We start from the raw sequence: 26,731 nt of genomic DNA, 5'->3' as shown, positions 1-26,731 counted from the left end.
CAAGATGAGATTTCCACAGGCATTGTGCCTGGGAGGCCCCCAGCCAGACCACTGGGTTGATAGGCCGGACGTGGAAGCAAGGACTAAAGACTTGTGAAGCTGACCGGTACTAATAGGCCGACAACTTACACCACACCACCCCCCTCTCTTTGTGGGTTGGTGGTGTTCAAACCCAAGTATGCTCATGCGTCCACTATGTGGTTCCCGACCAACAAACCCGGCCGGGAACACACTTGATAAACGAATATTGATTGTCACCACCAAGTCGTGACACCACAAGATTTCCCCCACCACCGACACCCGAGCCCGTTGCGGGCGGGTGCGTGGGGCCAGGGGAGGAAGTGTTACGGCGGTCATAGCGTGGGGGAAACGCCCGGTCCCATTCCGAACCCGGAAGCTAAGACCCACAGCGCCGATGGTACTGCACCCGAAAGAGTGTGGGAGAGTAGGACGCCGCCGGACCCAAACCACAGGGGTGGGCCCGCACCCGACCGACACAAACAACCGGTCGAGGGTGCGGGCCCACACCCGTTTAAACACCCCAAGCACAAGCGACCCCGCGCCCGCCGTGCCCGAGCCGCGTGCCCGGCCCCGCGGATCAGAATGAGCTCGGCCGAACATGGTCCGATCCCCGTCAGCCTCTGCAACTGTGCCAGGCCTTCGGCAGCCGGGGTGCGATGACTTCTCTATCGGAAAGCCAGTTCCAGTGTCGGCCCCCGCCTCCGCCCTGCGCCGCCGGAAAATACTCGACGAATCTGGCGGCCATTGCCAAAGAGAAGCCGGACAAGGCAGCGTTGGCGTGCCGGATGCGGAGCTCATGGTGTCCCGAGCACAAGCAGGTGCAGTCGGCACTGCGTTCCAGGATGGACGCCGCGCTGGGACCGTTGGAGCTGAGTGCACCGCAGTATGCGTGTTTGGAACTGCTCAGCCGCGATCCGGCGATCTCCAATTCGGAGTTGGCCCACGGAGCCTTCGTGAGCCGCCGAGGCGCTCCGTTCGTGTGCTGCTCAGCGGGAGGCCTGACGGGCTTCTGAGGGTTACGACTCCGGATCCTGGGCCTGCAGCGCCCGCAGCGTCCCGGTGTCAGGGTTGAGGAGGATCGCGGCCTCGTCCCTGCGGTGGCGCAGCACATTGTCGAGGTATGACTGCAGCGTCTCCGCCAGGGGGACATTGCGGTCCTGCTGTTCGGACATGTACCACCGGTGTTCGAGTACCTGGTGGACCACCTCGGCCGGTTCCAGCTTGCCGGACAGCTCGCGGGGGATGGCCCTGACAATCGGCTCGAAGACATGCCGCAGCCAGGAATGGGCACTGATTTCCTCGTCGAGGTGGGGATAGTACTCCGCACGGTACTGGTCGAGATCGTTGAGCAGCCGCCTGGCCTGATTATCCTGGACATCCAGGCCGGTCAGTCGGATCAGCCGGCGCGGGTGATGTCCGGCGTCGACCACTTTGGGCTGCAAATGGATCCGGGAACCCTCAGGTTCGGTGTTGATTGAGTACTCCTCGACATCGAATCCGAGGTCATTAAGGCGGCGGATTCTGGCGCCGACCCGCCACCGGTCGCCGGCGCTGAACGTCTCCTTGCCGGTCAGCTCGTTCCAGAGCCGGCGGTAACTGTCCATGATGCGCTCGCTCGTGGCGAGCGGATCCACATGTTCTTCGATTAGCCCGCCTTCGAGCAGGTCCATCAGCTCCCCGGCGATGTTCACCCGGGCTATCTCCAAGTCGTACTCGCGCTGGCCCGAGGACAGGGAAGGATAGATTTCGCCGGTTTCGGCATCCACTAAGTAGGCGGCGAACGCGCCGGCGTCACGGCGGAACAGGGTGTTGGACAGCGACACATCGCCCCAGTAGAAGCCGATCAGATGCAGCCTGACCAGCAACAGCGCCTGAGCATCAATCAACCGGGTAAGGGTGTCGCGGCGCAGCATCTGCGAAAACAGGGCGCGGTAAGGCAATGAGAACTTCAAATGCCTGGTGACAAGCACCGGATCCAAGTCTTCGCCGTCGGGTGTGGTGCGGCCGCTGATCACCGCGACGGGCTCCACGCACGGCACCTCCATCCGCTGCAATCGCCGCAGCACATGGTATTCGTGGTGGGCAATATGCTCGCTGGTCTCCTTGATGGCGATGACAGAGCCGCCCAGGTGGGCGAAGCGGACCACGTGCCGGGAAATGCCACGGGGCAGCGCCGCGAGGTATTCGTCCGGCCAATCCACCAGCCCGGTATGCCATGGCAGATCCAGTAACTCCGGGTCTGTCGCGGCGGCGGTGATGTTCAGCGCGCCGACGACATTTCCGCCGGCGATGCCGGCGTTTCGGGGCAGTTTTCCTTGCTGCTCCCAGTCTTTTGGCTCATGCCACTGGGCGTCCGAAGATATCTCAGCCATCACGTCTCCAGTTTAGGCCGGTCCCGCGCGCCCTTAAGCCAGTGCGGCTCCGCCGTCGGAGACCGGAAAGAACCGGTGCCGGCGGCGGAGTCGCACTGATCAGGGCAGATTCCCGGAACGCCTAGTCGCCGACCCGCTCGCCGGTCGTGGCATCGAACACGTGCACGTGTCCCGGCTGCGGGCGCACCCACACCGTGGAGTTCTTCTCAGGTGGGCGGCGGCCGTCGACACGGACAATGATGTCGTGCGACTTGTCGTTGACGATCGTGCGTCCGAAGATGAAGGCATCCGCGCCCTGCTCCTCGACCAGATCGGCTTCGACGGCCAGTCCGTCACCTTCGGCGGTCAACACCAGGTCCTCGGGTCGCACCCCGACGGTGACGGTGCTTCCGCTGGCGGCGTCGATCGCTTCCCTGCCGGTGTCGTAGGTGGTGCCGCCGAACTGCACACCGCCGTCGACCACGGGCAGTTCCAGCAGGTTCATGGCGGGGGATCCGATGAAGCCTGCGACGAAGACGTTATCGGGGTGGTCGTAGAGCCGCCGGGGCGTGTCGACCTGCTGCAGCAGGCCATCCTTCAACACCGCGACCCGGTCGCCCATCGTCATCGCCTCCACCTGGTCGTGGGTGACGTAGACGGTGGTGACGCCCAGCCGCCGGGTCAACGAGGCGATCTGGGTGCGGGTCTGCACACGCAGCTTCGCATCCAGGTTGGACAGCGGCTCATCCATCAGGAACACCCGGGGGTTACGCACAATCGCGCGGCCCATGGCCACACGCTGACGCTGGCCGCCAGAGAGAGCCTTCGGCTTGCGGTCCAGGTAGTCTTCCAAGTCCAGCAGTTTGGCTGCTTCGCGGACCCGTTCGGCCCGCTGTTCCTTGCCGACCCCGGCAATCTTCAGTGCGAAGCCCATGTTGTCCGACACGGACATGTGGGGATAGAGCGCGTAGTTCTGGAAAACCATGGCAATGTCACGGTCCTTGGGCGGAACGTCAGTAACGTCACGGTCCCCAATCAGAATCCGGCCGGTGTTTACATCCTCAAGACCTGCCAGCATTCGCAGGGAGGTGGACTTTCCGCAGCCGGAGGGACCAACCAGGACGAGGAATTCCCCGTCTCCGACGTCCAGATCGAGCTTGTCTACTGCGGGCCGATCAGTACCCGGGTACACCCGGGTGGCTTGGTCAAACGTTACCGTTGCCATGTTAATAATTCCCTTCACCGGCAGGTACGTGCCGGACGATCCGTTGTGAATGGTGAATTTCGTATTTTCGGTTGTTGAGACATACGTCCCACGCTGACGTGGTGTACGTCACCATAGAAGTATGGCAGAAAATTGCCGACGGCGCGCGCCGGGGTGCGTAACAAACGGCCGCATCGGCGGTTTTACGCGGGTTCAAGCGCGTTCAAGACGGGCTCGTCGGATTCAGGCGGCCGGGCCGGTGGCGGCAAAGCGCAGGTCCAGCAGCGTTTCCAGCACATCCTGCATCTGTTCCGGAGCGTTGACACGGTATCCCGCCCGACTCGGGCCCGGACCGACCTTAATGCCCACGTCCGCAGTGCCGAGGACGGCCATGGCATCTTCATCGGTGACGTCGTCTCCGGCGAATAACACTGCGGTCGCGCCGGTCATCGAGCGCAGCGTTTCAATGCCCTGGCCCTTGTCCGAATGAACCACGCTGCATTCCACTACCTGCTTGCCTTCTGTCACCGTCAGCCCGTCCAGCGCATGAAGCTCCCGCAGCGCCACTTCAGCGGCAGCGGCAGCGGTTTCCGGGGCTGCTGTCCTGGTGTGGAGCACCGCGCCGGCCGGCTTCTCTTCCAAACTGGTGCCCGGGTGGGTCTCAACAATCCCGGCGACGACGGCGGTGGCCGAGGCCAGCAGGTCCCTCGCCTGTTCGTCCAATTCCAGCGGGGCGTGACCAGGTCCGGTCCATGTCTCGGCTCCATGGCTGCCGATCAGCAGGGTTTGTTCCTCCGGCGAGGCCAGTGAGCGCAGTGTCTGGAGCGCGCGGCCGGATATCAGCGCCGTCGACGTGGCCCGAAGCTTCGCCAGGCCGGCCAAGGCCGCGGCGGAGCGGGGCAGCGCCCGGGCGTCTTCCGCACGGTCCACCAACGGCGCCATGGTGCCATCGAAGTCCAATGCGACCAGCAGGTGTTCGGCCGCGGCGGCGCGCTCCAGTGCCGCTGCCAGATCCGCCGACAGTGCGCCGTCGTCGTCAGTCATTGCCGTCCCCGGACTCCTTCAACTCCCGCAGGGTCCCGAGGAAGGAATCCGACCAATGCTCGACGTCGTGGTCCAGGACCTGCCGCCGCATCTTCTTCATCCGGCGCTGGGCTTCTTCCGGTTCGAGGGTGACGGCCTTCATGATGGCGTTCTTCAGCCCGTCGATGTCATGCGGGTTCATCAGCACCGCTTCGCGCAACTGGTCGGCCGCGCCGGCGAATTCGCTGAGCACCAAGGCGCCGGTCGTTTGCACCCGGGCCGTGACGTATTCCTTGGCCACCAGGTTCATCCCGTCCCGCAGCGCGGTCACCAGCATCACGTCAGCGGCGAGGTAGAGCGCCACCATTTCCTCCACCGGGTAGCTGTGGTGCAGGTAGCGCACCGCGGCGTGCTCGATGGTGTCATGCTGGCCGTTGATGTGCCCGACCGAACCTTCGATTTCCTCGCGCAGCAGCCGGTAAGACTCAACCCGTTCCCGGCTGGGGCTGGCCACCTGCACCAGGATGGCGTCCTCGACATTGAGTTGGCCGTCGTCGAGCAGCTCCGCGTAGGCCTTGAGCCGGTGTCCGATCCCCTTGGTGTAGTCCAGCCGGTCGACGCCGAGCAGCACCTGTTTGGGGTTTCCCAGGTCCCGGCGGATCTGCTTGGAGCGTTCGATAATGTCTTCGCGGTGGGCCAGTTCGTTGATCTTGCTGACCTGGATGGAGATCGGGAACGCTTCGGCCCGCGCGGTGTGGCTGATTTCGCCGTCGTCGTCCTTCACCTGGACGAATTGCTGCTTGACACTGTAGCCGCGGAAACGCCGGGCGGAGCGGATGAAGTTGCCGGCGTCGCCGCTGCGCTGGAATCCGATCAGGTCTGCACCGAGCAGTCCGTCCAGCACCAGTCCCCGCCACGGCAACTGGGCATAGATTTCGGTCGGAGGGAACGGGATGTGATTGAAGAACCCGATGCACAGATCCGGGCGCAGTTCGCGGAGCATCTTTGGAACCAGCTGCAGCTGGTAGTCCTGGATCCAGACCGTCGCGCCGTCGGCCGCCACCAGCGCCGCGGCTTCGGCGAACCTGCGGTTCACCCGCCGGTAGGCGTCCCACCAATGCCGGTGGAATTCCGGCGGGGCGATGACGTCGTGGTAGAGCGGCCACAAGGTGGCGTTGGAGAACCCCTCGTAGTAGTACTCGATTTCCTCCGCCGTGAGGCTGACCGGTATCAGGCGCATCTCGTCGTGGGTGAACGCGTCCACATGCTCATCCGACGCGCCGTTCCAGCCGATCCAGGCTCCGTCGGTCTTGGCCATCACCGGGCCCAGGGCCGTTACGAGTCCGCCGGGAGAGCGCCGCCAACTGCTGTTGCCGTCGTCGTCCACCACCCGGTCCACGGGCAGCCGGTTGGAGACCACGATGAAGTCGTACTCGCGCTTGTCTGCCTTGTTGATATGGGGGCCGGCCGCCGTATCCGCTGCAGGCTGCCGTGAACGTGCCGTGGTGTTGGATGAACTCATGCAGTACTCCCTACGTGTCCACATCCAACTCTAACTGCCGGTGAAACTTTATGTTTCGGTGTTTCGTTTTATATGGCGGTGCCACCATTGCTGGCTAAACTGGCAAGGTTCCCGTTTTGCGTGGCCTGTGCCGCGCCCCAACAACACGAGGATTTATGACTCCGCAGAACAAACGAAAGCCCACCCGCGCCGAGCGCACGGCCGAAGCGCGCGAGAAGGCCCGCCGGATCCGTGAAGAGCAGCAGAAGCGGGAGAAGCGGAACCGCCTGCTGGTGCGGTGGGGCGTTGTGGTTGCCGCCGTCGCCATTGTGGCGGTCATCGCACTGATCGTGGCCCAGAACATCCGCGGCCAGATTCCCGATGAAGGCCCGACGGCGGCCAATACTAATGAGTACGGCGGCGTCGTGGTGGGCAAGAACGGCAAGGTGCTCACCAATGACCAGCCCGGCCAGATCGCCATGTCGGACCTTCCGGACGAGACGCCGAAGCCCGAAGGTGACCAACCTCTCGTTCCCCCGGGAGTCGAGGAGTCCCAGGGTGACGAGCCGGTGCGGGTCGTCTTGTATGAGGACTTCCAGTGCCCGGTCTGCAAGCAGTTCGAGGAAACTTTCGGTCCACAGCTGGAAAAGCTGCGCAACTCCGGCGAGATCACCGTTGAATACCGGACGATCTCCATCCTGGACCGGGCCTCGACATCGAACTATTCCTCACGGTCGGCGAATGCGGCGATGTGTGTGGCGGACGAGTCGCCGGGCAGCTACGCGGAATACGTGGACAAGCTGTACGCCGAGCAGCCGCCCGAGGGCGGCGACGGGCTCTCCGATGACCGCCTGGCGGAGCTGGCCAGCGAAGTCGGCGCCGCTGATATCAGCCAGTGCATGGACGAGAACACCTTCCGCCCGGCGGTGAAAATCAAGACCGAGCGCGCCAGTATGTATGGCGTGGGCGCGACGCCGACAGCCTTTGTGGATGGCAAGAAGTGGAACGGGCAGCAGAACCCGCAGTTCATGGAGTTCGTGCAGAAGCAGCTCGACAAGAAGTAAATCCCTCAGCCCGGGCGGGCGCGGACTCGTGCTGGTTTTCCACCACGAGTCCGCTTGGGCTACCCTTATTGGGCGTCGGTCTTGCGAAGGTCCGACGCCGGCCGGCTCCCGCGGGCGCCGGTCCACGCCTCCTTAGCTCAGCTGGCCAGAGCAGCTGTCTTGTAAACAGCAGGTCGCCGGTTCGAATCCGGCAGGAGGCTCGAGTAAATGCCCTTGTCAGAGCCACTTTCAGGCTCGGCAGGGGCATTTTTTGTGCCCTCAGAAACGTCTTGTTTGTGCAATGTTGGTGCAGTGCCTTGGATGAGGGAGGCGGCGGACTCCATAGCGTCGCGGGATACTGAGCCGATGAGGTGCCCGTAGATATCGCTGGTGATGCTCACCGAAGCGTGCCCCAGGAGCTTTGAGACGACGGCGATATCCACGCCGGCGGCGATCAGCAGTGAGGCGAACTCATGCCGCGTGCCGTGCAACTTCATCGCAGGCAGGCCGGCCGTTTCCCGCACCTTCTGGAACTGCCTGGACAAATAGCCGGGAGCCAGAGGACGGCCATTCTCAAGGGTGAACACGTACCCGTCATGTTCGGAGGCTTCGGCCCATTCTTCGGCTTCTGACTGCTGGTTGATCTGCCACGCCATGAGCGCACCCACGGCGGCATCCGGTAGCGGAATGGTTCGACGTCCGGCCGCTGACTTGGCCGTGTACTCATAGACCTTGCCAGCATCGACACGATTCCGTTTGACGGTCAGCGTCCGACGCTCAAGGTCTACGTCTTCCCAGCGCAGCGCCGCCAACTCGCCACGGCGCAGCCCGGTATAAATGGCCGTCTCGAACACGACGCCCAGCCGGTAATGTTCTGTCGCTTTCAGGAACTCATCTACCTGGGATGGCTCCCACGGTTCGAACTCGGCTTTCTCGACGGTAGGCAGGTCAGCGAACTGCGCCGGATTCGTGGCGATCAACTCATCACGCAGTGCGGCGGCGAACACTACTTTCAGGACGGCCAGGATGCGGCGGACAGTGACCGGCCCGCGCTCGGCTTCCACCAGGTCTTGAGTGAAGTCGTTTACGTGGAACCGGCGCACCTCGGATATTTTCATCCGGCCCAGCGCGGACGGCTTTATGTCGTTGCGGATGTACCGGTCATAGTTTCGGTACGTGGTCGGCTTTAGCCCGTTGCCGGTCTTCTCCCGGCGCGGCAGCCACTCGGCGGCGTAATCACCCACGAGCTTCCTGGACGGCTCCGTATAGGTGCCCTCATCGACGCTCACGCGCACCTTGTTTAGCGCGATCTGCGCAGCGCGTTTGTTCGGGAAGCCACCCTTGCGGTGCTGGCGCCGCTTGCCCGTCTTGGGATCGGTGCCGGCGGAGAGGTAATAGGCCCATGTCCCATGCTCCCTATCCTCGAGTTGGGGGCAGTTCGCGCCGTACTGTTTGCCGTTCTCATCCCGGCATCCGCACTTCTTGAACACATCGTTACTTGCCATCGTCTTCCTCCCTCAATACGTCGCGTGTCGTTATCATTGGGGAGTTTGGCCACCACTCCCACAGGTACTTCTGGAATTTCTCGTCTGTGCTGATATCCACGTCGTCCTGCTCGGCCATCGCCCGCGCTTTAGGCTCCTCCATCGCCGTATATTTCTTGAGCCGGTCCTCAATGTGGCGGCGAAGTTCAGGATTCTTGGCAGCTTCTTCACGAATACGCTTCACCATGTCCTCATACGTTCGACGCGTGAATGATAAGAGCAGCTGGAAATTCTCAGCCGCTATAAGATCACGCAAGAATTCCCGCGTAGTCGTAGTCAGATTTCCTGAATCAAGCAATGAATCGACGGGCACCTCAAGGGCGCGTGAGTATCCGATCAGCTCATCGACCGTGATGCGCCGGCCGCTCTTCTCTGTCTTCTGAATCCCGCTGGCATGTATATCGCAGCCAACAGCCCGCATCCGTTCGGCCAGTTCCTCATAGGTGAGCTTGGCTACGTCCGTGCGCAGGCGGGCAATGGTGCTTGCTAGACCCCTCTCGGCCTCTAGCGTTCGGTTCTCGTATTTGGCTGGCATGAGTCTCCCTTAGTGCCTGAAGTGTTCCGCTATGGAAAAAAGACTATCTGACACGGGTTGCGACCGCAAGACATGCGATGTACCGTGTGAGTATTGAGAGTTACCAAAGTGGAACCTCAAGGAAAGGGAACCAGTGAAGACCACATACTCGCCGGACATCGCAGAGATTCTGAGCCGGCCAACCTGCAAAGTAGATGACGCCGCCACGGTCCTGTCCATCGGACGCCGGCAGGCCTACGATGCCGTCCACCGCGGGGAAATCCCGTCATTGCGTATCGGGAACCGGATATTGGTTCCGACTCGGAAACTCGCAGCAATGCTCGAAGGCGACGACAGCGCCGCATAGCCAACGATCCCCGCCCAGGAGGCAACCATGAGAGCCAGGACGCTCCCAGCACAAGGCACAAAAAAAGAGAGCCGGCGGCAACCGACTCCCTCATTCAACCCTCACCAAGGATTCAATATGCCCAGCGTAGCACCCCGCATCATGCCAGCACAGCGCGGCCAAGAGTTCGCACGCCTCACCGGAGGTGCACGGCGATGACACCGCTGCAGGAACTCACAGACGCGAATCTGACCGCGACGCAATATATCCACTTCACAGGCTGGCTGGCCTTCAACCTCGACGTTTACGGCGTCATCGACCGCCAGGTGTGGACAGAAACACTCACGAAAGCAAAGGGGCACCAGCAATGAACATGAACGAATACCCGGCATGGACCATCCGCATGGACGATGAGACGGCATGGGGGCCAAGCCACCCCGTCACGCTCGACAACGAAACCGAAATCGACCTTGCGTTGTCCTACCACCCGGACGAGGGTTCACAGATCCACCTCGACAACCTGGACCCGATGAGCATATCTGACGTCCGGCAGCTTGTCGGCGCACTCTTGAATCTCACCGAGATCGTAGCGCCTGGGCAGATGGACACACAGAAGCTCCGGGATGCCATCGACGCCACGCGGGCCGGACTTGCGGACGCTGACGACCTCGACGCCGCGCTGACCGCCCTTGAGCACCTGTCAGGCCGGCCGGTGACCATACCCAACGACTCGGGAAACGAGGTGTGCTCATGATCCGCGATAACGCTTTCATCTGTCCGCGATGCCACCACGCTGCAGAGTATCCCGGCGCATCAAGGGCCACTGATGGCCGGGACATTGAAATATGTGGTCCCTGCTGCAACGACGAAGCCGTTCGGGAAGCCCGCGGCCTGCCTGTACAGAAGATGGCCGACTGGCCGGTCCCCTCAGATTGGAACCGTGATGCCGAATGAATCCCTCACCGATGAGCAGATCGACTCTCTCATCCATAGCAACTTTAGGGCCTTCCAAGTATTCCTGCGCGGCGTCGGCTCGGGATACACCCAAGGCCTGGCAGACGCCCAACTAAGCCAGGAAGAACAAGCCCAACTTGCCGTGCGACTCTTCCAGGCCGCACAGGAAGACGAGGAAGAAATCCACAAGCAAATCAAGCATGACGTGCAGTGGTTCGACGTCGAACGGGCACGGCAGGAAAGCACAACCGAATACGGAAGCGAGGCAGCAGCTTGAACTTAGAAGAAGAAGAGGCGCCGCCCGGTAAAGGCCTCAAACTACGACGGGCGACCGGCCTTGAACTCCCGCCGCCGACACAATGGGTAGCCCGCGGCTGGGTGCCCCGCCGGGAAATCACCGTACTGGTAGGCGAAGAGGGTATCGGGAAAAGTCTGCTATGGGTGCTGATGGCCGCGCACGTCACCACCGGCAGGCCATTCCCGCCATTCAGCCTGCCAGCCAGGGAACCCGCCGACGTCGTAGTCGTCGTCACCGAAGATTCAGCCGCCGAAGTTGACGCCCGGCTGAGACTGGCCGGGGCCGACATGGACCGGATCATCTTCTACTCGGCAGAGGACGACGGTTCCGGCACCCCGGTATTCGGAAACGGGATGAGCGGCGACATGCTGCTACTCGACGCCCTCCTCGAAGAGCACGAATCGAAACCCGCCATGCTGGTGGTCGATGCCTGGCTCGACACCGTAGCCGGGAGCCTCAACATCAGGGACACGCAGCAGGCACGGCAAGCACTCCACCCCTGGAAGACGCTGGCAGGCCGGCACGACCTCGCAGCGCTGCTGGTGACCCACACGAACCGGATGGACACAGCGTCGACGCGTGACCTGATGGGAGGGACCGCAGCCCTACGGCAGAAAGCTCGCATGGTGCTCTTCGCCGCCCGGTCAAAAGCCGACCACGACGAACCCGTCCAACACCTCTGGATCGGACCCGACAAATCCAACGTGACAGGGCTGGTAGACGCCGTACGGTTCAACGTCGCAGTCGAACAAGTCCGGGCAGCCACCGACGACGACCCCGGCACCTCAGCCCGTCTCACCGCCCCAACATCGGCGGCCATGACCATACGCAACCTACTCGCGGAATGGAAACAGGCAGAGCAGGAAGCCGACCGCAAACCCACCAAAACGGAGAGCGCCAGGGCCGAACTGCTCGACTACGTCAACGCCTATGGGGGAACGGTCCCGACCAAAGACCTCGACGCCCACCTGACCGCACTCGGCTACGGCAAAACAGCCATCGAGCAAGCCAAGCACGACAGCGGCACTTCCGCACCGGGAGGCTACCGGGAACCGTGGCAATTCACCCTCCACTCACAGTCTCCCTACCCGGACCCCATTTCACAGGAGTCTAGGACTACTAGTGAATCTAGGAACACTGAGAGTGCTGCATGAACACGCGCACAGACTCCCTAGTCTCCCTACTCTTCCTAGTCTCCATAGACATGGACCCCCACCTAGTAACACTGGAGAAAACAGCATGACCGACACCATAGGCAAGCTCAAACTCACCAAAACCGAGCTAATCGACCTCGCCGACCGGATGAGAGAACGAGCACGTAAAGAACACGACGACGTAGCCAAATGGCGCAACCGTGCCTTAGCGGCAGAAGCCCGACTCAAACTATACGACCACCGAGAGGCCCAAAAATGAGCAACGAAATATGGGAAAACGTCCCAGGCACACCAGACATAAGAGCCATACCCAACGGGCACCAAGCCTACGACATAGCCCTCGTCATAGACGGCGGGTATCCGCACCCACTAGATGCTGCAGCCAGCGCTGACTTCTGGCTCGAACAACTCACCAAAGCCGGAATACCAGCACGCCGCGGCAAAGACCACCGGGATGCTGTCCCTTCCTTCCGCGCAGCCTCTCCAGTTGAGCGCGTTTCCAGCGGTTCGGAGGATGGAGCAGACTGCACCAACATTGCACAAACAGCAGTATCGTCGCAGGTCACAGGCTTGTCAGTTGTTACCCAAACAACTGTTCAGGGGGCGGAATCATGAGCGCAAAAGTGCGCGGGAGGCTTGGCCGGGAGGCGTCGGCCATCGCATATAAGCAAGCGCTGATAGCCCTGTCAAATGGCCATCCCCGCCACATCTCAGGTATCCGCGAGTATGTGCGCAATTTGCGCGATGAGTGCGCTCACAGGCGCGCATGGTTGCGGGCGGAACAGCAGCGCAACCAGGAACTATCCAGTGAGGTGCAAATCCTCAGGGCTGAGGTAGAAGAGCTACGGCGTGAGGGGGTCCACTGTGGCTGAACCGAGATGCACAGTGTGCCGGCATCACGACAGGCCGGAGATTGACAGGCAGTTGGCCGGCGGTGCTTCCAACCTGGGCACTGCTGAGAAGTTCGGCATGTCCAAGGATTCAGTACGCCGGCACCGGGAACGCCACCTATCGGCAGCACTGAAGGCTGTGGCCACCCGCCGGGAGACTCAGGGAGCGGTGAAGGCGTCCGACCGTGCAGAGGAACTCTATAGCAAGGCACAGCGCATTCTGGAGGCCGCAGAGGAAGCGGGGCAGGGGCAGCTTGCCCTGGGAGCCATCAAGGAACTCAGGGCGACTGTGGAGCTTTTGGCGAAGTTGTCCGGGGAGTTGGATGAACGCCCGCAGGTGAACGTCCTAAATGTCCAGTCGTCGCCGGAGTGGCTGGCTATCCAAGGTCGGATGCTGGAGGCCCTGGCCCCGTTCCCGGATGCCCGCGTGGCTGTGGCTGGCGCTCTGGAGGATATGGGGGAGGTCGAGGCATGATGCAACGGCAGGAAATGGTGTCCCTGCTGTCCAGCGAGGGAATGAGCACTAGGGCAATTGCTCCAATAGTGGGAGCGAATCAAGCGACAGTTACCCGCGACGTGGGACGTGATGCATTTGCATCACCTGAAGAACCCGCCGAGCCGGTGCAGGGCATGGATGGCAAAACCTATACCCGGCCCACTTCCAAGCTGATCGAGACGATGGAGGTGGAGGCGTGAGTCTTGCGGAGTCGATGGCGGCGGCGCTGGACCCGGTGCGCTTTGCGGAGTCGCTTAGGTTTGAGCCGGAGCCGTGGCAGTCCACCCTGCTACGGTCCCAAGCCAGGCGCGGGCTGGTGTTGTGTGCCCGGCAGGTGGGGAAGACTACGACGACGAGCGTCAAGGCCCTGCACGCCGCCTTATTCAATCCTGGCCGTGATGTGTTGATCGTCAGCCCTACGCAGCGGCAGTCAGACGAGATGCTGCACCGCGTATCGGCGCTCTATAAGGCAATGAGCGGTCAGCCGCGGCTCAAGCGTGACAACACTTCGGAAATGGGACTCAGTAACGGCTCCCGCGTGGTGTCTCTGCCTGGGAGTGAGGGCGGTATTCGTGGCTTCGCTGGCGTCAAGCTGCTGATTTTGGATGAGGCGTCCCGGATTGATGACGACGTGTTCGCTTCTGTCCTGCCGATGGTGGCGTCTGATGGCGTCTTGCTTGCTTTGAGCACGCCGTTTGGTAAGCGGGGCTGGTTCTACGACAGGCACGAGGACGCTTTGAATGGCTGGGAGCGGCATAAGGTCACGGTCTACGAGTCGGCGCAGTACACCCCGGAGCGGATAGCGGAGGTTCGGGCGTCGCTCGGCTCGTTCACGTTCGCTTCGGATTACGAATGTGAGTTCGGGGATACAGACAATCAGCTTTTCAGCACGGAATCAGTCCGGGCGGCTTTCGCGCCGGGCATTACACCCTTGGATTTGGAGGTCGCATAATGGCTTGTTTTACTGTTGGGCTCGATTTGGGCAGCGCGGCGGATTTTTCCGCTTTGGTGGTCACTGAACGGGTCTTTGTTCTACCGCAATATATAACGATGGGCCAGTGGCACCGGCAGCCGGGCGTATACCAGGAGCATCTGGTGGAGGAGAAGCATGTTCGGCAGTTGCGCCGTTGGGAGTTGGGCACCCCGTACCCGTCGATCGTGTCTGATGTGGCGGCGTTTATGCGCTCGCCGCAGATGCGGGCCGGTGGGCTGTTGTATGTCGATGGGACGGGCGTAGGCCGGGCTGTGATGGACATGTTTTACCAGGCGCATGATGAGGATGATTTGGGCGCGTATTGGCCGATTGGTGTCACGGTGACGGGCGGTAGGGAGGCGTCCGGCTGGAATATCCCGAAGCAGGATTTGATGGCGGCGATTCAGGCGCCGCTGCAGCTTGGCCGGCTGAAGGTTGCCCAGGGTCTGCCGTTGGGTGAGTCGCTGGAGAAGGAGCTGACGAATTTCCGTTTGAAGATCACGCAGAACGGGCGGGAGCAGTTCGATTATCAGAGGTCGGCCGGTGACGGTCACGGCGATCTGGTGAGCGCTCTTGCGCTTGCGTTGTATGGGAATAACCCGTTTGGCCGTCCAGATGTAATTGAGAATCCACTAACCCTTGTTGGAGGTAAATAACAATGACTGAGCAAGTAGAGAACCAGGAAGAGACCGAACAGACCGACGAGACTTCGGACGATCAGCTGTTGCAGTTGCCGCCGGAGAAGCTGGTAGCGATGGTGAGGGACAAGCGTAAGGCTGAGGCCACTTACCGGACGAAGCTACGGGACACGGAGGCGGAGCGGGATAAGCTCTCGGAGACTGTGGGCGGGTATCAGAAGTCCGCTTTTTCGGATTTCGCGAAGTCTCAGCGGGTGCTGGATTCTGCTGTCGATGACGTCGCCGGCAGTCTGGACGTCTCCGAGTTGTTGGATGAGTCCGGGCAGGTGGACCAGGAGAAGGCCACGGCCGCGCTGGAGGAGCTGAAGCAGTCGAAGCCGCATTATTTCCAGCGGCCGCCGATGCAGACGGGAACGGATCGTGTCGGCGGTTCCGGTGAGGGCAACGTGAAGCCGGAGGCGTCCTGGGGCGACGTGCTCAGGTAAGAGGGTACTCGCTGAGCGAGTACCAACGTCCTGCAAAAGGGTGTGCGAGAACTGCACCCCCAAGGCCGGGGTACGCAAAATCGCGTACCCTCGGGCGCTTAGGTCAGTTGCACAACAAATTGACGGTGAGTGGTGCTAGACTACAAATAGAGCCGGTCTTGCACCGCTCACCGCACAGCCTCCATGTGGGGCAGTCGAGTAATTCCCGCCGTATTCGTTACGGCTTACTTTCGATTGCCTTATAAGGAGGCTTTTCTCATGGCTATTTCAACATCAAACGTTGTCGCAATTTCCCCGGACCAGATCGAAGACTTGATTGTCCGGCCGGTGGAGGCCGCTTCTGTCGCCATCCAGTCGTCAACACTTCTGCCCACCAGCGCCACTGTTACCCGCATCCCGCGTGTCATGGCTGACCCTACGGCCGGCTGGTATGCGGAAAACGAGGAAATCGGCGCATCCGATCCGACCGTGGATGATATCGCGGTAACCCCGGCGAAGCTGGCCGGCCTGACTGTGCTGTCCAACGAGTCGGCCGACGACACAGACCCGGCAGCGGCAAGCGTCATTGGTGACGGGCTGACCCGCGACATTGGCCGCAAACTCGATGCGGCTTTCTTCGGTTCCAAGGGCAGTGACCCGGTGCAGCCGGACGGGCTGGAAGACTTGACCGGAGTTACCGCCGTCGATCCCGGCACCGCGTGGGCCAACCTGGACCCGTTCGCAGAAGCCACCTCGAACGCTGAAGGGCTCGGCTTGAACGTGAACAACTTTGTCGCCAACCCGGCCGACGCGCTCATCCTGGCACAACTCAAAGAGTCGGACACCAGCAATAAGCCGTTGCTGGCCGCCGATCCGACCAGCGCATCCCGCCGGCTATTGCAGGGCGTGCCGCTGCTGGTGTCGCCGGCAGTGACCGCCGGGACCATTTGGGGTCTGCCCAAGCTGCGCTCTGTTGTGGTCCGCCGCAACGATGTTGATCTGAAGATTGATAAGTCGGCCTACTTCACTTCGGACCGTACCGCGATCCGTGCGATCATGCGTGTTGGCTTCGGCTTCCCGCATGAGGCCGCGCTCCAGAAGATCACGCTCTCGGCAGCGTAAGCGAGACTTGCCGCCGTCCAGTTGGGGCAGGGCGGCGGCAATAAAGCCCCTGCCCATATGGCAGGGGGATCAGGTAGTAGTTGGGCAGTCTCCCGGCTGATAACCGGGTAGACGCAGAGAGGGCTACGGTCAGTAAATAGGGTCTGACTGTGGCCCTCTTTGTTTGTGCAATTGTTTGTGCACTCTGGCGGTTTTAGCTGGAATTTCACGGTTACGGGCGGTGACCCGCACCCTCGAAAATCCGCACCAGCAAGCGGAAGTGACCCCTAACGGTTATGGCAGGTTATCGCCCCGAGTTTCCTTGTAAACAGCAGGTCGCCGGTTCGAATCCGGCAGGGGGCTCCACGAAAAACCGCGGTCCGGACTGTTACCAGCGGTGTCAGATGGCGTTTCCACCGGGAGCAGTCGCCGTGCCGTCGGCGCCGCTCCGCTTTGGGACATCCTGCCGCCGGCGCCGCCGGTTATTTGTCCCATACCGGAGCATTTTCGTTTCCCCGCGGAATGGGACGGTTCGTAGGCCTCGGTGTCAGCCATTATCCGGCGGGCCGGGGCGGATGTTCCTCAGCTTGTCGATACCACTGCCCAGCAGGCGGCGACCGAGGAGTAGCGCTCCTTCCGAACGGGAGGTGTCGGCCTCCGTCCTGAACGCGCGGCCGGCCTCGTCAGTGCCGATGGTTTCCTGGTGGACCAACTGGAGCACCGCCGCGCCCTTGTGCTGCCGGGCCCGTTCCATCCGCAGTACTCCGGCCCGCGGACTGAGCCGCAGCGACGCGATATGGTTGCCAAACAGCGGTCCGGCGGTGACCCTCCATTTCAGCGGATGGGGCGGGAGACCGGCGATAGTCGTCAAGATACGGCCCAGCAACCGGGCAAACCGCGAATCGGCGATAATGAACGCCTGCTTCAGCATGCTTGGATAGTGGCTGCGCAGCGGCGAACTGACCAGCTGCACAACCGGCAGTCGGCCCGCGGGGCGGTCGACGTGGGCCACGTAGGAATGGTGCACGTCCCCGGAAAGCACCATCACCGTGGCGGGAGCAGCGCCGCGACGGCCGGTGGCCACTTCACCCACCGCGTCCGAGAGCCGGCGGAAGGAACGCTGGAAGGCCGCCCAGTGCTCCAGATTCCCCACGATCCGAATGCGTTCGCCCCAGCGCGCCGCGCGTTCGCCCCACATGCCCTCAGCGACGGCTTCATTCCAGGCCTCGACGTGGTGCACGGACCGTTCAAGCAGGAAGGGCAGTGACGAGCCGATCAGCAAGTGATCGCAATCGCCGCGGAGCCATTGTTCGACGATGTCCCATTCGGCGTCGCCGAGCATACTCCGCCGGCCATTCTCCAGCACTCGCCCGGAGCGGGTATCGAGCATCACCAGCCGCGTGCGTCCCAGTTGCCGGCAATAGCTCCACCGCGAACGTTTGGTGCCATTGACCTCATCGTCGGCGTGGGCGGCGAACTCCCGCAACCTGCGCTCGCCGTCCGGTGAAGCGAGCAGTGCCGGCCACAGCCCTTCTTCTTCCAGGGCCGACGGCGGCAGGTTCCCCATGTGCTGGTAGAGCCAATATGCCAGGTAGGCGCCGGTGATCCTTTCGGCCCATCCCGTCTCCTGCATGACGTGCTGGCGCCATCGGGCCGAAATGTTCCAGTGGTTCTGCACTTCGTGGTCATCGAAAATCATGGCCGAGGGGACGGTGGACAGCAGCCAGCGGACATCAGGTTGGGACCAGTTGTGCTGGTGGAGCCAGGCGAACTGTTCAAAATTGGCGGCAGCGTCCGGCGGTGGCGTTCCGGGCGGCCGCGGACGGTCCATGGTGTCGAGGGCCCGGGGCGAAACCGGCTTGTCGGCGTAGATCTGATCTCCGAGCATCAGCAGCAGATCCGGCAGCTGCCCCGGGTTCCGCCGCAACCGCAAGGCCAAGGCAAGCAGTGCGTCCACGCCCACCGCATCGTCAGCTGTACCAGGGTCCAGGATCCAAGGTTCTATGTTCGGGCGGCCGATGCGGCAGGAACCGAAAACGATGTCCAGTTCCCGGCCGGGCTCCAGCGTGCGGATCCGCGGCGCGGGGCGGGCATCGTCAGGTTGCGGCCACACTGTTGTGCCGTCAAGCGCGACTGAGTATTCGACGTCGGCCCCGGCGCTCAGCGAATCGACCACCACCAGCGCGTAATGGTGGCTCCCGACGGCAAAGGTGGCGCTGGTGTGCCCCAGTATGCTGACTTCGGCGGGGCCAGAGGTTTCAACCCAGATGGTGGCCGTCGTTTCATCGACGTAGCGCAACATCGGTCCCAGCACCAGCGCCGGGACTTCCTGTGTCGTCATGGATTCAGTGTATGCGGCTACTGGCGCAAAAACTCGGCGAGGCCGTCAATCAGGCGGCGGATGTCCTGCCGCGAGGTGTACGGTGCCAGACCGATCCGCAGCCCGCCGTCGTCGCCCAGTCCCAGTGCGCGGGAGGCCTCGATGGCGTAGAAATGGCCGGCCGGGGCAAGAATGTTCCGGCCCGCCAGGAAGCTGCCGACTTCACCGGCCGTGTGGTCCTCAAAGGTCAGCAGCATGGTGGAGGTGCGTGCCTTGGCCAGAGAATGCAGTACGACCCCGGGCATGGCCTCCAGCGCCCGCTCCAGTTCGTCCTGCAGGGTTTGCTCGTGGGATTCGATGGACTCGAACGCGGTCACCAGCCGCTCGCGGCGGGAGCCTTCCGAGCCGAGGGAGGCGATGAAGTCCACGGCCGCCGTCGCGCCGGCCATGATCTCGTATGGCAGGGTGCCGAACTCGAAACGCTCCGGGACAATGTTGGTCGAGGGCAGCAGCTTGTCGGGCTGGATGGATTCCAGCAACGACGGCGCGGCGGCCAGTACGGCACAATGCGGGCCGAGGAACTTGTAGGGCGAGCAGACGAAGAAGTCCGCGCCCAGAGCCTGCAGGTCGACGGCGTGGTGCGCCGCGTAGTGGACGCCGTCGACATACAGCAGCGCGCCGGCGTCGTGCACCTTCGCAGCGATGGCGGCGATGTCGGGCATCGTGCCCAGCACGTTCGACGCCGCAGTGACCGCCGCCAGCCGGGTGCGGCTGGTGAGGGACCGCTCCAGCTCGTCCATGTTCAGTTCGGCGGTGCCGGCATCGAAGCCGACCCAGCGGACCGTCGCACCCTGGCGCTCCGCGGCTTGCACCCAGGGGCGGATGTTCGAATCATGGTCCAGCCGGGTGACGATGATTTCGTCGCCCGGGCCCCACTGCCGGCTCAGGTGCCGGGAGAAGTCGTAGGTCAGTTGGGTGGCACTGCGGCCGTAGACCACCGACCGCCGGTCCATGTTGAGGAAATCGGCAAAGGCCCGGCGGAACTGGAGCACCGCCTCGTCGGCCTTCACCTCCGACGCCGCATTGCGTCCCCGGTTGGAGAGTGGACCGGTCAGCGTCGAGGCGATGGCCAGTCCGACGACGTCGGGGGTCTGGGTGCCGCCGGGCCCGTCGAAGTGGGCGATACCTGAATCCAGCGACGGAAAGTGCGAACGGAGTTGTTCCAGGTCGAATGGCATGGGTCCTCTTCGGAATCGCTGTGCGAAGGATATTTCGTCTCCAACGGTAGCTCAGAGCTGGCCGCAGCCCGCGCCGGTCAGCACTTTCCGTCCGTGCAGTGAGCGGCAGATTCGGGTCCGCAGCTGCATCACCAGCGGTGTGGAGGCCAGCAGCAGCACGGCGCCGGGCAGCACAGAGACCAGGGCGAGCAGGCCGTACCCGGTGGCGGCCGAAATCCCGGCGCCGGCAGGATAGCCGAAGGCAACGAACGCCACCGCGGTGGCTGCCTCCCGCGGGCCCCACCCGCCGACGCCCAGCGGGATGAACATGCTCGCCAGGCAGATGGCAGCCAGCGCGCCGGCGTGGGAGAGCGGGAGTTCCCCGCTGGTCAGCGAGGCGGCGGTCCAGAACATGAAGGCCAGCGCCGCCCACTGGATCCAGGACAATGCGGCGACGGCGGCGACGTCGTTGGCGGACAACTTGCGCAGCGAGGGCCACGCCGCGGCAGCGGCGGCTGCCGCGAGCGCGAATGCCACGGCCGCGGGCACGCGGTCGACCGCCGAAAGAGCCAGGCCGGCGGCGAAGAAGACAATCACCGTCCCCGACAGGCGCTCGCCGGCGACGGAGCCGATGCTGCCCGTCCAGGAGGTGCGATGCGAGGTCTTGTGGCGCACCGCTCGTGCGGCGTCCCCCGCCACGCCTCCGGGCAGCACGGAGTTCAGGAAGGATGCCGTGTAGCACTGAAAGAGCGCCTCCGCCGCGGTCGGCATGGCCCGGTACCCGCCGCATATCAGGCGCCACCGCTCGGCTTGCGCCCAGGTGGCGGTCAATCCGCACAACAGCGCGATGACAATGGCCCCGGCGTTGATGGCCTGCGCCGCCGCAGCGAACGGCGCCACGCCGAACGTGTGCACCAGGAAGCTGAGCACCAGGATGAAACCGGCGACCTGCAGCCCCGCGATGATCGGCGGCCACCGCCCGGATCGTGTCGGCGCGGTCCGTGTTGGCGCCGTCATGCCGGGCCGCCTGTCCCTTCGGGGTTGCTGTTCCCCGCGCCGCGGGGTCTTCCTGCGGTCGGGCGGATGTCTGCAGCGTGACGACGCAACTCGTTGCGGGCCTCGAGGGCGGCCAGGGCCGTGTCAGGTATCGCCACCAGCCCGTCGACCGCCCGGCGCAGCTGCTGATAGGCGCCCTGCCGTTCCGCCGGCGAGCTCGACTCGTCGGTGGCGACGTTCAACAGCTGGCGCGCGGTCTGCAACCGCTGCTGCTCCTGTTCGCTGAAATGACCCCGTTTCACCCGTTTCGCCTCGGCTTCGGCCAGCAGGAACGCTTCCTCAAACGCATGGACGGCCTGCCCGTATTCGGAGTCGGACGCGGGCCGGCGATGGCCGGATGCCCCGTCGGGCCGCAGCCTGGTGGCCCGGCGCATCGCGCGGATCATGTCCGCCGTGACCGGCTCGCGCAGATCGGTCATTAACGGGTAATCGATCAGGCGGGCCGGATCGAGTTCGTATGCGGACCAGCGGTGCAGGATTTCGTCATGGAGGGCGAACATTTCCTCCCAGGAACGCTGCGTCCTGGCCTTCCGGTCGCGCCGGCGCCCCAATCCGGCCACCGGGCGCTTGGGCTCCTCCTCGTCCTGGTCCACCCATTGGCCGGAGGCGAGGAAGCGCGGCGATTCGGGTTCCTTCACGGCCTCCGCCTTCCGATATCGGATCCTACTTCCAGTGTTGTCCGGCACGCGTCGATGTCAAGGCACAATTGTGTCGCGCCGCCGGGGCGTGGAACATATTCCCGGCCCGGCTTGTTGGTCACTGAAACACCGGAAGGAGAGTGCTGATGATGGTTGAACGGGTAGCGGACATTGCGGTCACAGGGTCCACTGGTGCCGTAGGCGGGCGCGTTGCCAGGATACTGTCGGACGCGTCAGTGAGGCAGCGGCTCCCGGTGCGTGACGTGTCCCGGGCTCCGGTATTGCCGGGCGGGGCGACCGTGCGGGCTGAATATGGGGACCGCGAGTCGGCGGAGTCCGCCCTGTCCGGCGTGCGGGTGCTGTTCATGGTCTCGGCCACCGAAACCGAAAACCGGCTGCACCAGCAGCACACGTTCATCGACGCGGCAGCGGATGCCGGCGTCGAACATATCGTCTATACATCCTTCTTCGGCGCCTCCGAAGACGCGACCTTCACCTTCGCCCGGGAGCACTGGGCGACGGAAGAGTACATCCGTGCCAGCGGCCTGGGTTACACGTTCCTGCGGAACAACTTCTATCAGGACATAATGCCGTTATGGGCCGGGGACGACGGCGTCATCCGCGGACCCGGCGGTTCGGGCCGGATGGCCGCGGTGGCCAGGGACGACGTCGCGGCCGTTGCCGCCGCTGTGCTGCAGGATCCGGACGGGCACCGGGGCGCAACCTACAATCTGACCGGGCCCGAATCGCTGACTTTTGCCGAAATAGCGGACGCCCTCGGCGAGGCAACCAGCCGGCAGGTCCGGTTCCACAACGAGAGTGTGGACGAGGCCTACGAGTCCCGGAAGAAGTGGGACGCGCCGCCGTGGCAGTATGACGCGTGGGTCAGCACCTATACCGCTGTGGGCAAGGGGGAGCTCGACGGCGTCACGCAGGACGTCGAAAAGGTCACGGGTTCGGCGCCGCTGAGCCTGAGCGACTTTCTGGCCGGCTCCAGTCGATAAGCCCGGCCATGCCATGAATTAAATTTCGGCTCGTCATAGAAAGCCTGCTGAGTAATTCTGCTAGAGTGCCAAGCAGCGTTTACTGTTGCTGGTTCCGTCGGCCATGCCCGGCGGAAGCGTGAGCCGGGAGGTGCGTCGGGTGGGCAAGTCTGGTGGTTCTGCCGATGATGCGGCCAGGTTCGGCCACACCGAGCTGCCGCCGGAGCAAAGCAAGGCACTGAGCAAAGCCGTCAAGCTGGAGTGGCTCACCATCGCCTATCTGGCGGTGACCACCTTCGTGGTCTTCCTGGTGCTGGGAAGTTCACAAGCCATGAAAGCCGCATGGATCGAAGACCTGCTCTCTTTCCTGCCACCCATCGCCTTCCTCGTGGCCACCAGGATCATCCGGCGCCGTCCCACTGAGCGGCACCCCTACGGTTATCACCGAGCGGTTGGCATCGCCCATCTGGTTGCCGCAGTCGCGCTGGTGGTGATGGGCACCTACCTGATTGTGGACTCGGGTCTTGGCCTGATCAAGGCAGAGCACCCTCCCATTGGCGGGATCGAACTATTCGGACAGGTCTTCTGGCTGGGATGGTTGATGATCGGTGTGATGGCGATGACCGGCATCGTCCCGGTTTTCCTGGGGCACGCCAAGATGAAGCTGGCCAAGCAGCTGCACGACAAGGTGCTGTACGCCGATGCTGATATGAACAAGGCCGACTGGATGACGGCGCTGGCGGCGGCGGTTGGCGTGTTCGGGATCGGTCTGGGGCTGTGGTGGGCTGACGCGGTCGCGGCGTTGATCATCTCCATCAGCATTCTCCGCGACGGGATTAAGAACCTCCGCGGCGCCGTCGGCGGGCTGATCGATACGAAGGCGCGGACATATGACGACGCAGAACCCCACCCGATCGCCGACAGGATCGATACGTACCTGACCGGTCTTGACTGGGTGGTGGAGGCCAAATCGCGTATCCGCGACGAAGGGCACGTATTCCACGTTGAGTCTTTCGTGGTGACTGCCGCGGGCAGGCCTCCGCCGATGGCGCGTCTTATCGACGCCCGTGAAGCCTGCACCAACATGGACTGGAAGGTCCAGGATATGGTCATTGTCCCCGTACCCGAGCTGCCACGGGAATTCCTGCCCGGGCTGACGGCCTCCGGCGGGGAGCGATAAGCCGGTCCCGCCGCAGCCCGGTGTCCGGCACCTAGTAGAGTTAGCAGGCGAAGGAAGAACTGCCGCCGCGTGCCGCCACGCCGTCATTTGCCCCATAGTCGCGAAGTGAGGAACTGTGCCCGAATTTTCTGCCCGCCTGGCCACTGCGGACGAAATCGCCAACTGGGATGCCCACGTGACGGCCAACCCCAACGGGGGCAACATGCTCCAGTCGAAACCCTTCGCGGCAGTCAAGGGCAGGCAAGGCTGGAAACCGGTGTACGTGGTGTTCGAGGGCAGCTATACCAGCTACAACCTGGTGCTGGAGAAGACCTTTCCGCTGCTGGGCAGCCTCTGGTACATGATCAAGGGCCCGGGCGTTGCTGACCCGGACGACGTGCCGGATATGCTGGCCGCGGGCGAGGCCATGGTCAAGCGGCTGAAGCTCAACGTATTCGCCATCAAGGTCGAGCCCGACATCGTCGCCGGCGAGCAGGTCCGTGCCATGTTGAGACGGGCCGGGCTGGTTGACACGTTCAATATCCAGCCCAACGATTCCACGGCGCTGCTTGACGTCAGCCCCGATTCCGAAGAGCTGCTGAAGAACCTGCACTCGCGCGGCCGCAACGCCATCCGCCGGGCACAGCGCGAAGGCGTCGAAGTCCGCACTATGGAGCCCACTGAAGCGAACTTCCGCGCCATGTATGAACTGATGGGCCAGGCGAAGCAGGGGCAGCTGACGGCGACGCTGCGTTCCTACGGTTACTACAGGCACTTCTGGCAACAGTTCGTCGACGCCGGATACGGGCGGCTGCTGTTCGTCTACGAGGACGGTAAACCGTCAGTCGGGGCGTTCGTCATCCAATACGGCCATAAAGGCACCTATAAGGACGGCGGTTCGACCCCGCGCAGGTCGCAGTACGGCGATTCCCATCTGCTGCAATGGGAGGCCATCAAACAGCTGAAGGAACTGGGCGTGACAGAGTATGATTTCTGTGGGACGCCACCGGCCGCCAAGCGCAAGGACAAGGACCATCCGCAGTATGGACTGGGATTGTTCAAGACCAGCTTCACTAAGACTGTCACCGATTTCGTAGGTTGTTACGACTACGTGATCAGTGGCGTGAAGTACCGTGTTTTCAACAGCATCGGTGAACGCGTCGCGCGGCAGTTGTACTGGCGCAAATATCGTCAGCCGTTCTACTGACCTGGAGCGGCCGCACCGGCGGTGAGTCGTGGCTCCGGTGCACCAAGCAGCACTGAGGAGGGGTTGTTGGAGGACAAGACACCCAGCCGCGCCAGGAAGGGCAAGCGGCCCGCCCCCGACAAAATGGCGAGCCCTCAGGACGCGAATCCGGTCACCGGCGGCACCCGGCCGCTGCAGACCGTCTCGGCGCCGCGCAGCAATTACCCTGCCCGCCAAATGCTGCGCAAGCTGGTCCAGGGGGAGTCGCCGCCTACGGCCCCAATGAGCCTCGTCGACCGGCTGGCCGGCAGCCCGTACGCCAATCCAACTATCCAAGTCGGTGGCGTCGATGCCAACGCCCGCAAGACCCTCGATTTTGCGCTGAACCTGGCCGAATCGATGTTCCGCTACGGCGCCGGTGCGTTGGAAGTCGAAACGAGCATTATCGCCGTCACCGCCTCTCTGGGCCTGCGGAACGTCGAGGTGGATATCACCAACCAGTCGGTGGTCATCAACTACGCACCCCGTGACCGCACGCCGATCACCGTGATGCGGGTGGTGAGGTCGTGGACCAACAACTACGCCGGACTGTCATTGGTGCACCAGCTGGTCACCGAGATCATCGATGGTGACATGGGCCGCGGCGAGGCCGCCAACAGGCTGTCCGAAATCACCACCCGGCCCAAGCCCTACGCCAAGTGGATGGTCACCGCCGCCGTCGGAATCTTCGGAGCCGTCATCGTGGCGATTATCGGCGGTGGCATGACCGCCTCGGCGGTGGCCTTCGGCAGCACTATCCTGGTCAGCCTGATGACCCGTCAGCTGGGCAAATGGCGGGTGCCGGAATTCTTCACGACGGCGGCCGGCTCGGCGATCGTGACGTTTATCGCGCTGGTGTGCTGGTGGGCCAACATGCCGATCTCGCCCGGACTGGTGATCGCCGGCGGGATCCTGCTGCTGCTGCCTTCCGGCCGCCTGGTATCCGCGGTGCAGGATGCGATCAACGGCTATCCGGTCACTGCGGCCGGCCGTTTGCTTTCCGCCTTCCTGACCTTCGGCGCTGTGGTCGCGGGGATTTCGGTGGGGCTGGTCGCCGGTGTGCTGCTGGGCCTGCCGCGGCTCGACGTCACGACGGATTCCTCGCCCGTCTACAATTTCTGGCTGGTGACACTGCTGGTGCTGGTGGCCGGTTCGATGATCGCCTTGATCGAACAGAGCAAGGTCAGCCTGCTGCTGCCCACCGGTCTTGTGGCAGTCCTTGGCTACTTCGTGTTCACCCTGGCGATGACCGTAGGCATCGGAAGCAGGCTGGCTCCGGCGATCGCGGCCGTCGTCATCGGCTTCGCCGCCCGCATCGTGGCGCTGCGGTTGCAGTCCCCGCAGCTGGTGGTCGCCGTGCCGGCTGTGCTCTACCTGCTGCCGGGGCTGCTGATTTTCCGGGCGATGTACGTGTTCACCATTGAATCGACCGGCAGCCTCAACGGTCCGCTGGGGATTTTCAACGCCCTGACCGTGATCCTGGCGATTGCCGGCGGTGTGGTGCTGGGCGACAATCTGGCCAATCCGATCACTCGCGGCCTGGGTGCTAATGAAAGGCGCCGCGGCCGACGCCGGTGATGGTCCTGATGGTCCTGCACCCTGACACGGAGCGACCCGG

Annotated in this window: 27 protein-coding genes, 1 tRNA gene, 2 rRNA genes and 1 pseudogene; 21 read left to right on the top strand and 10 right to left on the bottom strand. The window is 63.2% G+C overall.

What is annotated here, in order from left to right:
• The 3 genes from H535_RS0114960 to H535_RS29070 form a co-directional block, all read left to right on the top strand.
• Positions 1–134, top strand: a 23S ribosomal RNA gene (locus H535_RS0114960); the annotation flags it as partial.
• 211 nt (positions 135–345) lie between these two features.
• Positions 346–462: ribosomal RNA gene (gene rrf, locus H535_RS0114955) — 5S ribosomal RNA — on the top strand.
• Between the two features lie 215 nt (positions 463–677).
• Complete coding sequence (locus H535_RS29070; RefSeq protein ID WP_155838711.1) at positions 678–1,034, top strand: helix-turn-helix domain-containing protein; 357 nt, start codon at positions 678–680, stop codon at positions 1,032–1,034.
• Between the two features lie 3 nt (positions 1,035–1,037).
• On the opposite strand, the gene H535_RS25785 is transcribed toward H535_RS29070, so the two are convergent.
• The 4 genes from H535_RS25785 to H535_RS0114930 all read right to left on the bottom strand — a co-directional run bounded on the left by H535_RS25785 (position 1,038) and on the right by H535_RS0114930 (position 6,121).
• Positions 1,038–2,393, bottom strand: coding sequence for a DUF4032 domain-containing protein (locus H535_RS25785; RefSeq protein ID WP_035769778.1), 1,356 nt, complete (start codon positions 2,391–2,393; stop codon positions 1,038–1,040).
• A 121-nt stretch (positions 2,394–2,514) separates the two neighbouring features.
• On the bottom strand, positions 2,515–3,597 hold the full coding sequence (locus tag H535_RS0114940) for an ABC transporter ATP-binding protein (protein WP_026820189.1): 1,083 nt from the start codon (positions 3,595–3,597) through the stop codon (positions 2,515–2,517).
• Between the two features lie 222 nt (positions 3,598–3,819).
• Positions 3,820–4,620 carry a trehalose-phosphatase gene (gene otsB / locus H535_RS25780; protein WP_035769775.1) on the bottom strand — a complete coding sequence of 267 codons (801 nt, stop codon included), beginning with the start codon at positions 4,618–4,620 and terminating at the stop codon, positions 3,820–3,822.
• Complete coding sequence (locus H535_RS0114930) at positions 4,613–6,121, bottom strand: alpha,alpha-trehalose-phosphate synthase (UDP-forming) (protein ID WP_081416717.1); 1,509 nt, start codon at positions 6,119–6,121, stop codon at positions 4,613–4,615. The genes otsB and H535_RS0114930 overlap by 8 nt, the downstream gene beginning before the upstream one ends.
• Before the next feature lie 155 nt (positions 6,122–6,276).
• On the opposite strand from H535_RS0114930, the gene H535_RS0114925 reads away from it, so the two are divergent.
• Together H535_RS0114925 and H535_RS0114920 are read left to right on the top strand one after the other, a co-directional pair.
• Positions 6,277–7,164 carry a DsbA family protein gene (locus H535_RS0114925; RefSeq protein ID WP_026820187.1) on the top strand — a complete coding sequence of 296 codons (888 nt, stop codon included), beginning with the start codon at positions 6,277–6,279 and terminating at the stop codon, positions 7,162–7,164.
• 126 nt (positions 7,165–7,290) lie between these two features.
• A tRNA-Thr gene (locus tag H535_RS0114920) sits at positions 7,291–7,364 on the top strand.
• A 159-nt stretch (positions 7,365–7,523) separates the two neighbouring features.
• Here H535_RS0114920 and H535_RS30395 read toward each other — a convergent pair.
• Positions 7,524–8,648: pseudogene (locus H535_RS30395) on the bottom strand (site-specific integrase); the annotation flags it as partial.
• Entirely contained in the window at positions 8,638–9,222 is a 585-nt protein-coding gene (locus H535_RS0114910) for a helix-turn-helix domain-containing protein (protein ID WP_026820185.1), read from the bottom strand. The gene H535_RS0114910 and the pseudogene H535_RS30395, both read right to left, overlap by 11 nt.
• Before the next feature lie 133 nt (positions 9,223–9,355).
• Between H535_RS0114910 and H535_RS0114905 the strand changes: the two genes are divergently transcribed.
• The 12 genes from H535_RS0114905 to H535_RS0114845 all read left to right on the top strand — a co-directional run bounded on the left by H535_RS0114905 (position 9,356) and on the right by H535_RS0114845 (position 16,536).
• Positions 9,356–9,568, top strand: a complete 213-nt coding sequence (locus H535_RS0114905) for a helix-turn-helix domain-containing protein (RefSeq protein ID WP_035769772.1) — start codon at positions 9,356–9,358, stop codon at positions 9,566–9,568.
• Positions 9,569–9,762: 194 nt separating this feature from the next.
• Complete coding sequence (locus H535_RS29065; protein ID WP_155838710.1) at positions 9,763–9,918, top strand: hypothetical protein; 156 nt, start codon at positions 9,763–9,765, stop codon at positions 9,916–9,918.
• On the top strand, positions 9,915–10,301 hold the full coding sequence (locus H535_RS0114895; protein ID WP_035769769.1) for a hypothetical protein: 387 nt from the start codon (positions 9,915–9,917) through the stop codon (positions 10,299–10,301). Before H535_RS29065 ends, H535_RS0114895 begins: the two co-directional genes overlap by 4 nt.
• 189 nt (positions 10,302–10,490) lie before the next feature.
• A complete protein-coding gene (locus H535_RS0114890) occupies positions 10,491–10,778 on the top strand; it encodes a hypothetical protein (protein ID WP_026820182.1) in 288 nt (95 codons plus the stop codon).
• Positions 10,775–11,953, top strand: coding sequence for an AAA family ATPase (locus tag H535_RS25775; protein WP_162144890.1), 1,179 nt, complete (start codon positions 10,775–10,777; stop codon positions 11,951–11,953). Before H535_RS0114890 ends, H535_RS25775 begins: the two co-directional genes overlap by 4 nt.
• An 85-nt stretch (positions 11,954–12,038) precedes the next feature.
• A complete protein-coding gene (locus tag H535_RS29060) occupies positions 12,039–12,212 on the top strand; it encodes a hypothetical protein (protein WP_155838709.1) in 174 nt (57 codons plus the stop codon).
• A 605-nt stretch (positions 12,213–12,817) separates the two neighbouring features.
• On the top strand, positions 12,818–13,318 hold the full coding sequence (locus H535_RS0114870; protein ID WP_155838708.1) for a hypothetical protein: 501 nt from the start codon (positions 12,818–12,820) through the stop codon (positions 13,316–13,318).
• Positions 13,315–13,539 carry a hypothetical protein gene (locus tag H535_RS0114865; protein WP_026820179.1) on the top strand — a complete coding sequence of 75 codons (225 nt, stop codon included), beginning with the start codon at positions 13,315–13,317 and terminating at the stop codon, positions 13,537–13,539. Before H535_RS0114870 ends, H535_RS0114865 begins: the two co-directional genes overlap by 4 nt.
• Positions 13,536–14,291, top strand: a complete 756-nt coding sequence (locus H535_RS25770; protein ID WP_051299375.1) for a terminase large subunit domain-containing protein — start codon at positions 13,536–13,538, stop codon at positions 14,289–14,291. Before H535_RS0114865 ends, H535_RS25770 begins: the two co-directional genes overlap by 4 nt.
• Entirely contained in the window at positions 14,291–14,968 is a 678-nt protein-coding gene (locus H535_RS0114855; RefSeq protein WP_026820178.1) for a hypothetical protein, read from the top strand. Before H535_RS25770 ends, H535_RS0114855 begins: the two co-directional genes overlap by 1 nt.
• A gap of 2 nt (positions 14,969–14,970) precedes the next feature.
• Complete coding sequence (locus H535_RS0114850) at positions 14,971–15,435, top strand: hypothetical protein (RefSeq protein WP_026820177.1); 465 nt, start codon at positions 14,971–14,973, stop codon at positions 15,433–15,435.
• Between the two features lie 258 nt (positions 15,436–15,693).
• Entirely contained in the window at positions 15,694–16,536 is an 843-nt protein-coding gene (locus tag H535_RS0114845; RefSeq protein ID WP_026820176.1) for a phage major capsid protein, read from the top strand.
• A gap of 526 nt (positions 16,537–17,062) precedes the next feature.
• Here H535_RS0114845 and H535_RS25765 read toward each other — a convergent pair.
• The 4 genes from H535_RS25765 to H535_RS25760 are packed head-to-tail and all read right to left on the bottom strand — an operon-like array spanning position 17,063 to position 21,746.
• Positions 17,063–18,856 carry an alkaline phosphatase D family protein gene (locus tag H535_RS25765; protein WP_051299374.1) on the bottom strand — a complete coding sequence of 598 codons (1,794 nt, stop codon included), beginning with the start codon at positions 18,854–18,856 and terminating at the stop codon, positions 17,063–17,065.
• Between the two features lie 17 nt (positions 18,857–18,873).
• Positions 18,874–20,073: a cysteine desulfurase-like protein gene (locus H535_RS0114835; protein WP_026820175.1), complete on the bottom strand. Its 1,200-nt coding sequence runs from the start codon at positions 20,071–20,073 to the stop codon at positions 18,874–18,876.
• Positions 20,074–20,124: 51 nt separating this feature from the next.
• Complete coding sequence (locus H535_RS0114830) at positions 20,125–21,069, bottom strand: lysylphosphatidylglycerol synthase transmembrane domain-containing protein (protein WP_026820174.1); 945 nt, start codon at positions 21,067–21,069, stop codon at positions 20,125–20,127.
• Entirely contained in the window at positions 21,066–21,746 is a 681-nt protein-coding gene (locus H535_RS25760) for a hypothetical protein (RefSeq protein ID WP_051299372.1), read from the bottom strand. Before H535_RS25760 ends, H535_RS0114830 begins: the two co-directional genes overlap by 4 nt.
• 146 nt (positions 21,747–21,892) lie before the next feature.
• Here H535_RS25760 and H535_RS0114820 point away from each other — a divergent pair, with 146 nt between their 5' ends.
• From H535_RS0114820 to H535_RS0114805, 4 genes are all read left to right on the top strand, one after another.
• On the top strand, positions 21,893–22,750 hold the full coding sequence (locus tag H535_RS0114820; protein ID WP_342667734.1) for an SDR family oxidoreductase: 858 nt from the start codon (positions 21,893–21,895) through the stop codon (positions 22,748–22,750).
• 139 nt (positions 22,751–22,889) lie between these two features.
• Entirely contained in the window at positions 22,890–23,909 is a 1,020-nt protein-coding gene (locus H535_RS0114815; protein ID WP_026820172.1) for a cation diffusion facilitator family transporter, read from the top strand.
• Positions 23,910–24,024: 115 nt separating this feature from the next.
• Positions 24,025–25,095, top strand: a complete 1,071-nt coding sequence (locus H535_RS0114810) for a lipid II:glycine glycyltransferase FemX (protein WP_026820171.1) — start codon at positions 24,025–24,027, stop codon at positions 25,093–25,095.
• Positions 25,096–25,218: 123 nt separating this feature from the next.
• Positions 25,219–26,691 (top strand): threonine/serine exporter family protein, encoded by a 1,473-nt coding sequence (locus H535_RS0114805; protein WP_026820170.1) that lies wholly within the window; start codon positions 25,219–25,221, stop codon positions 26,689–26,691.
• Positions 26,692–26,731: the final 40 nt, after the last annotated feature.

The organism is Arthrobacter castelli DSM 16402, assembly GCF_000430705.1.
Lineage (GTDB): Bacteria > Actinomycetota > Actinomycetes > Actinomycetales > Micrococcaceae > Arthrobacter_C > Arthrobacter_C castelli.
The sequence above is the reverse complement of the archived record's forward strand: the minus strand, read 5'-3'. Positions and strand labels throughout refer to the sequence as shown.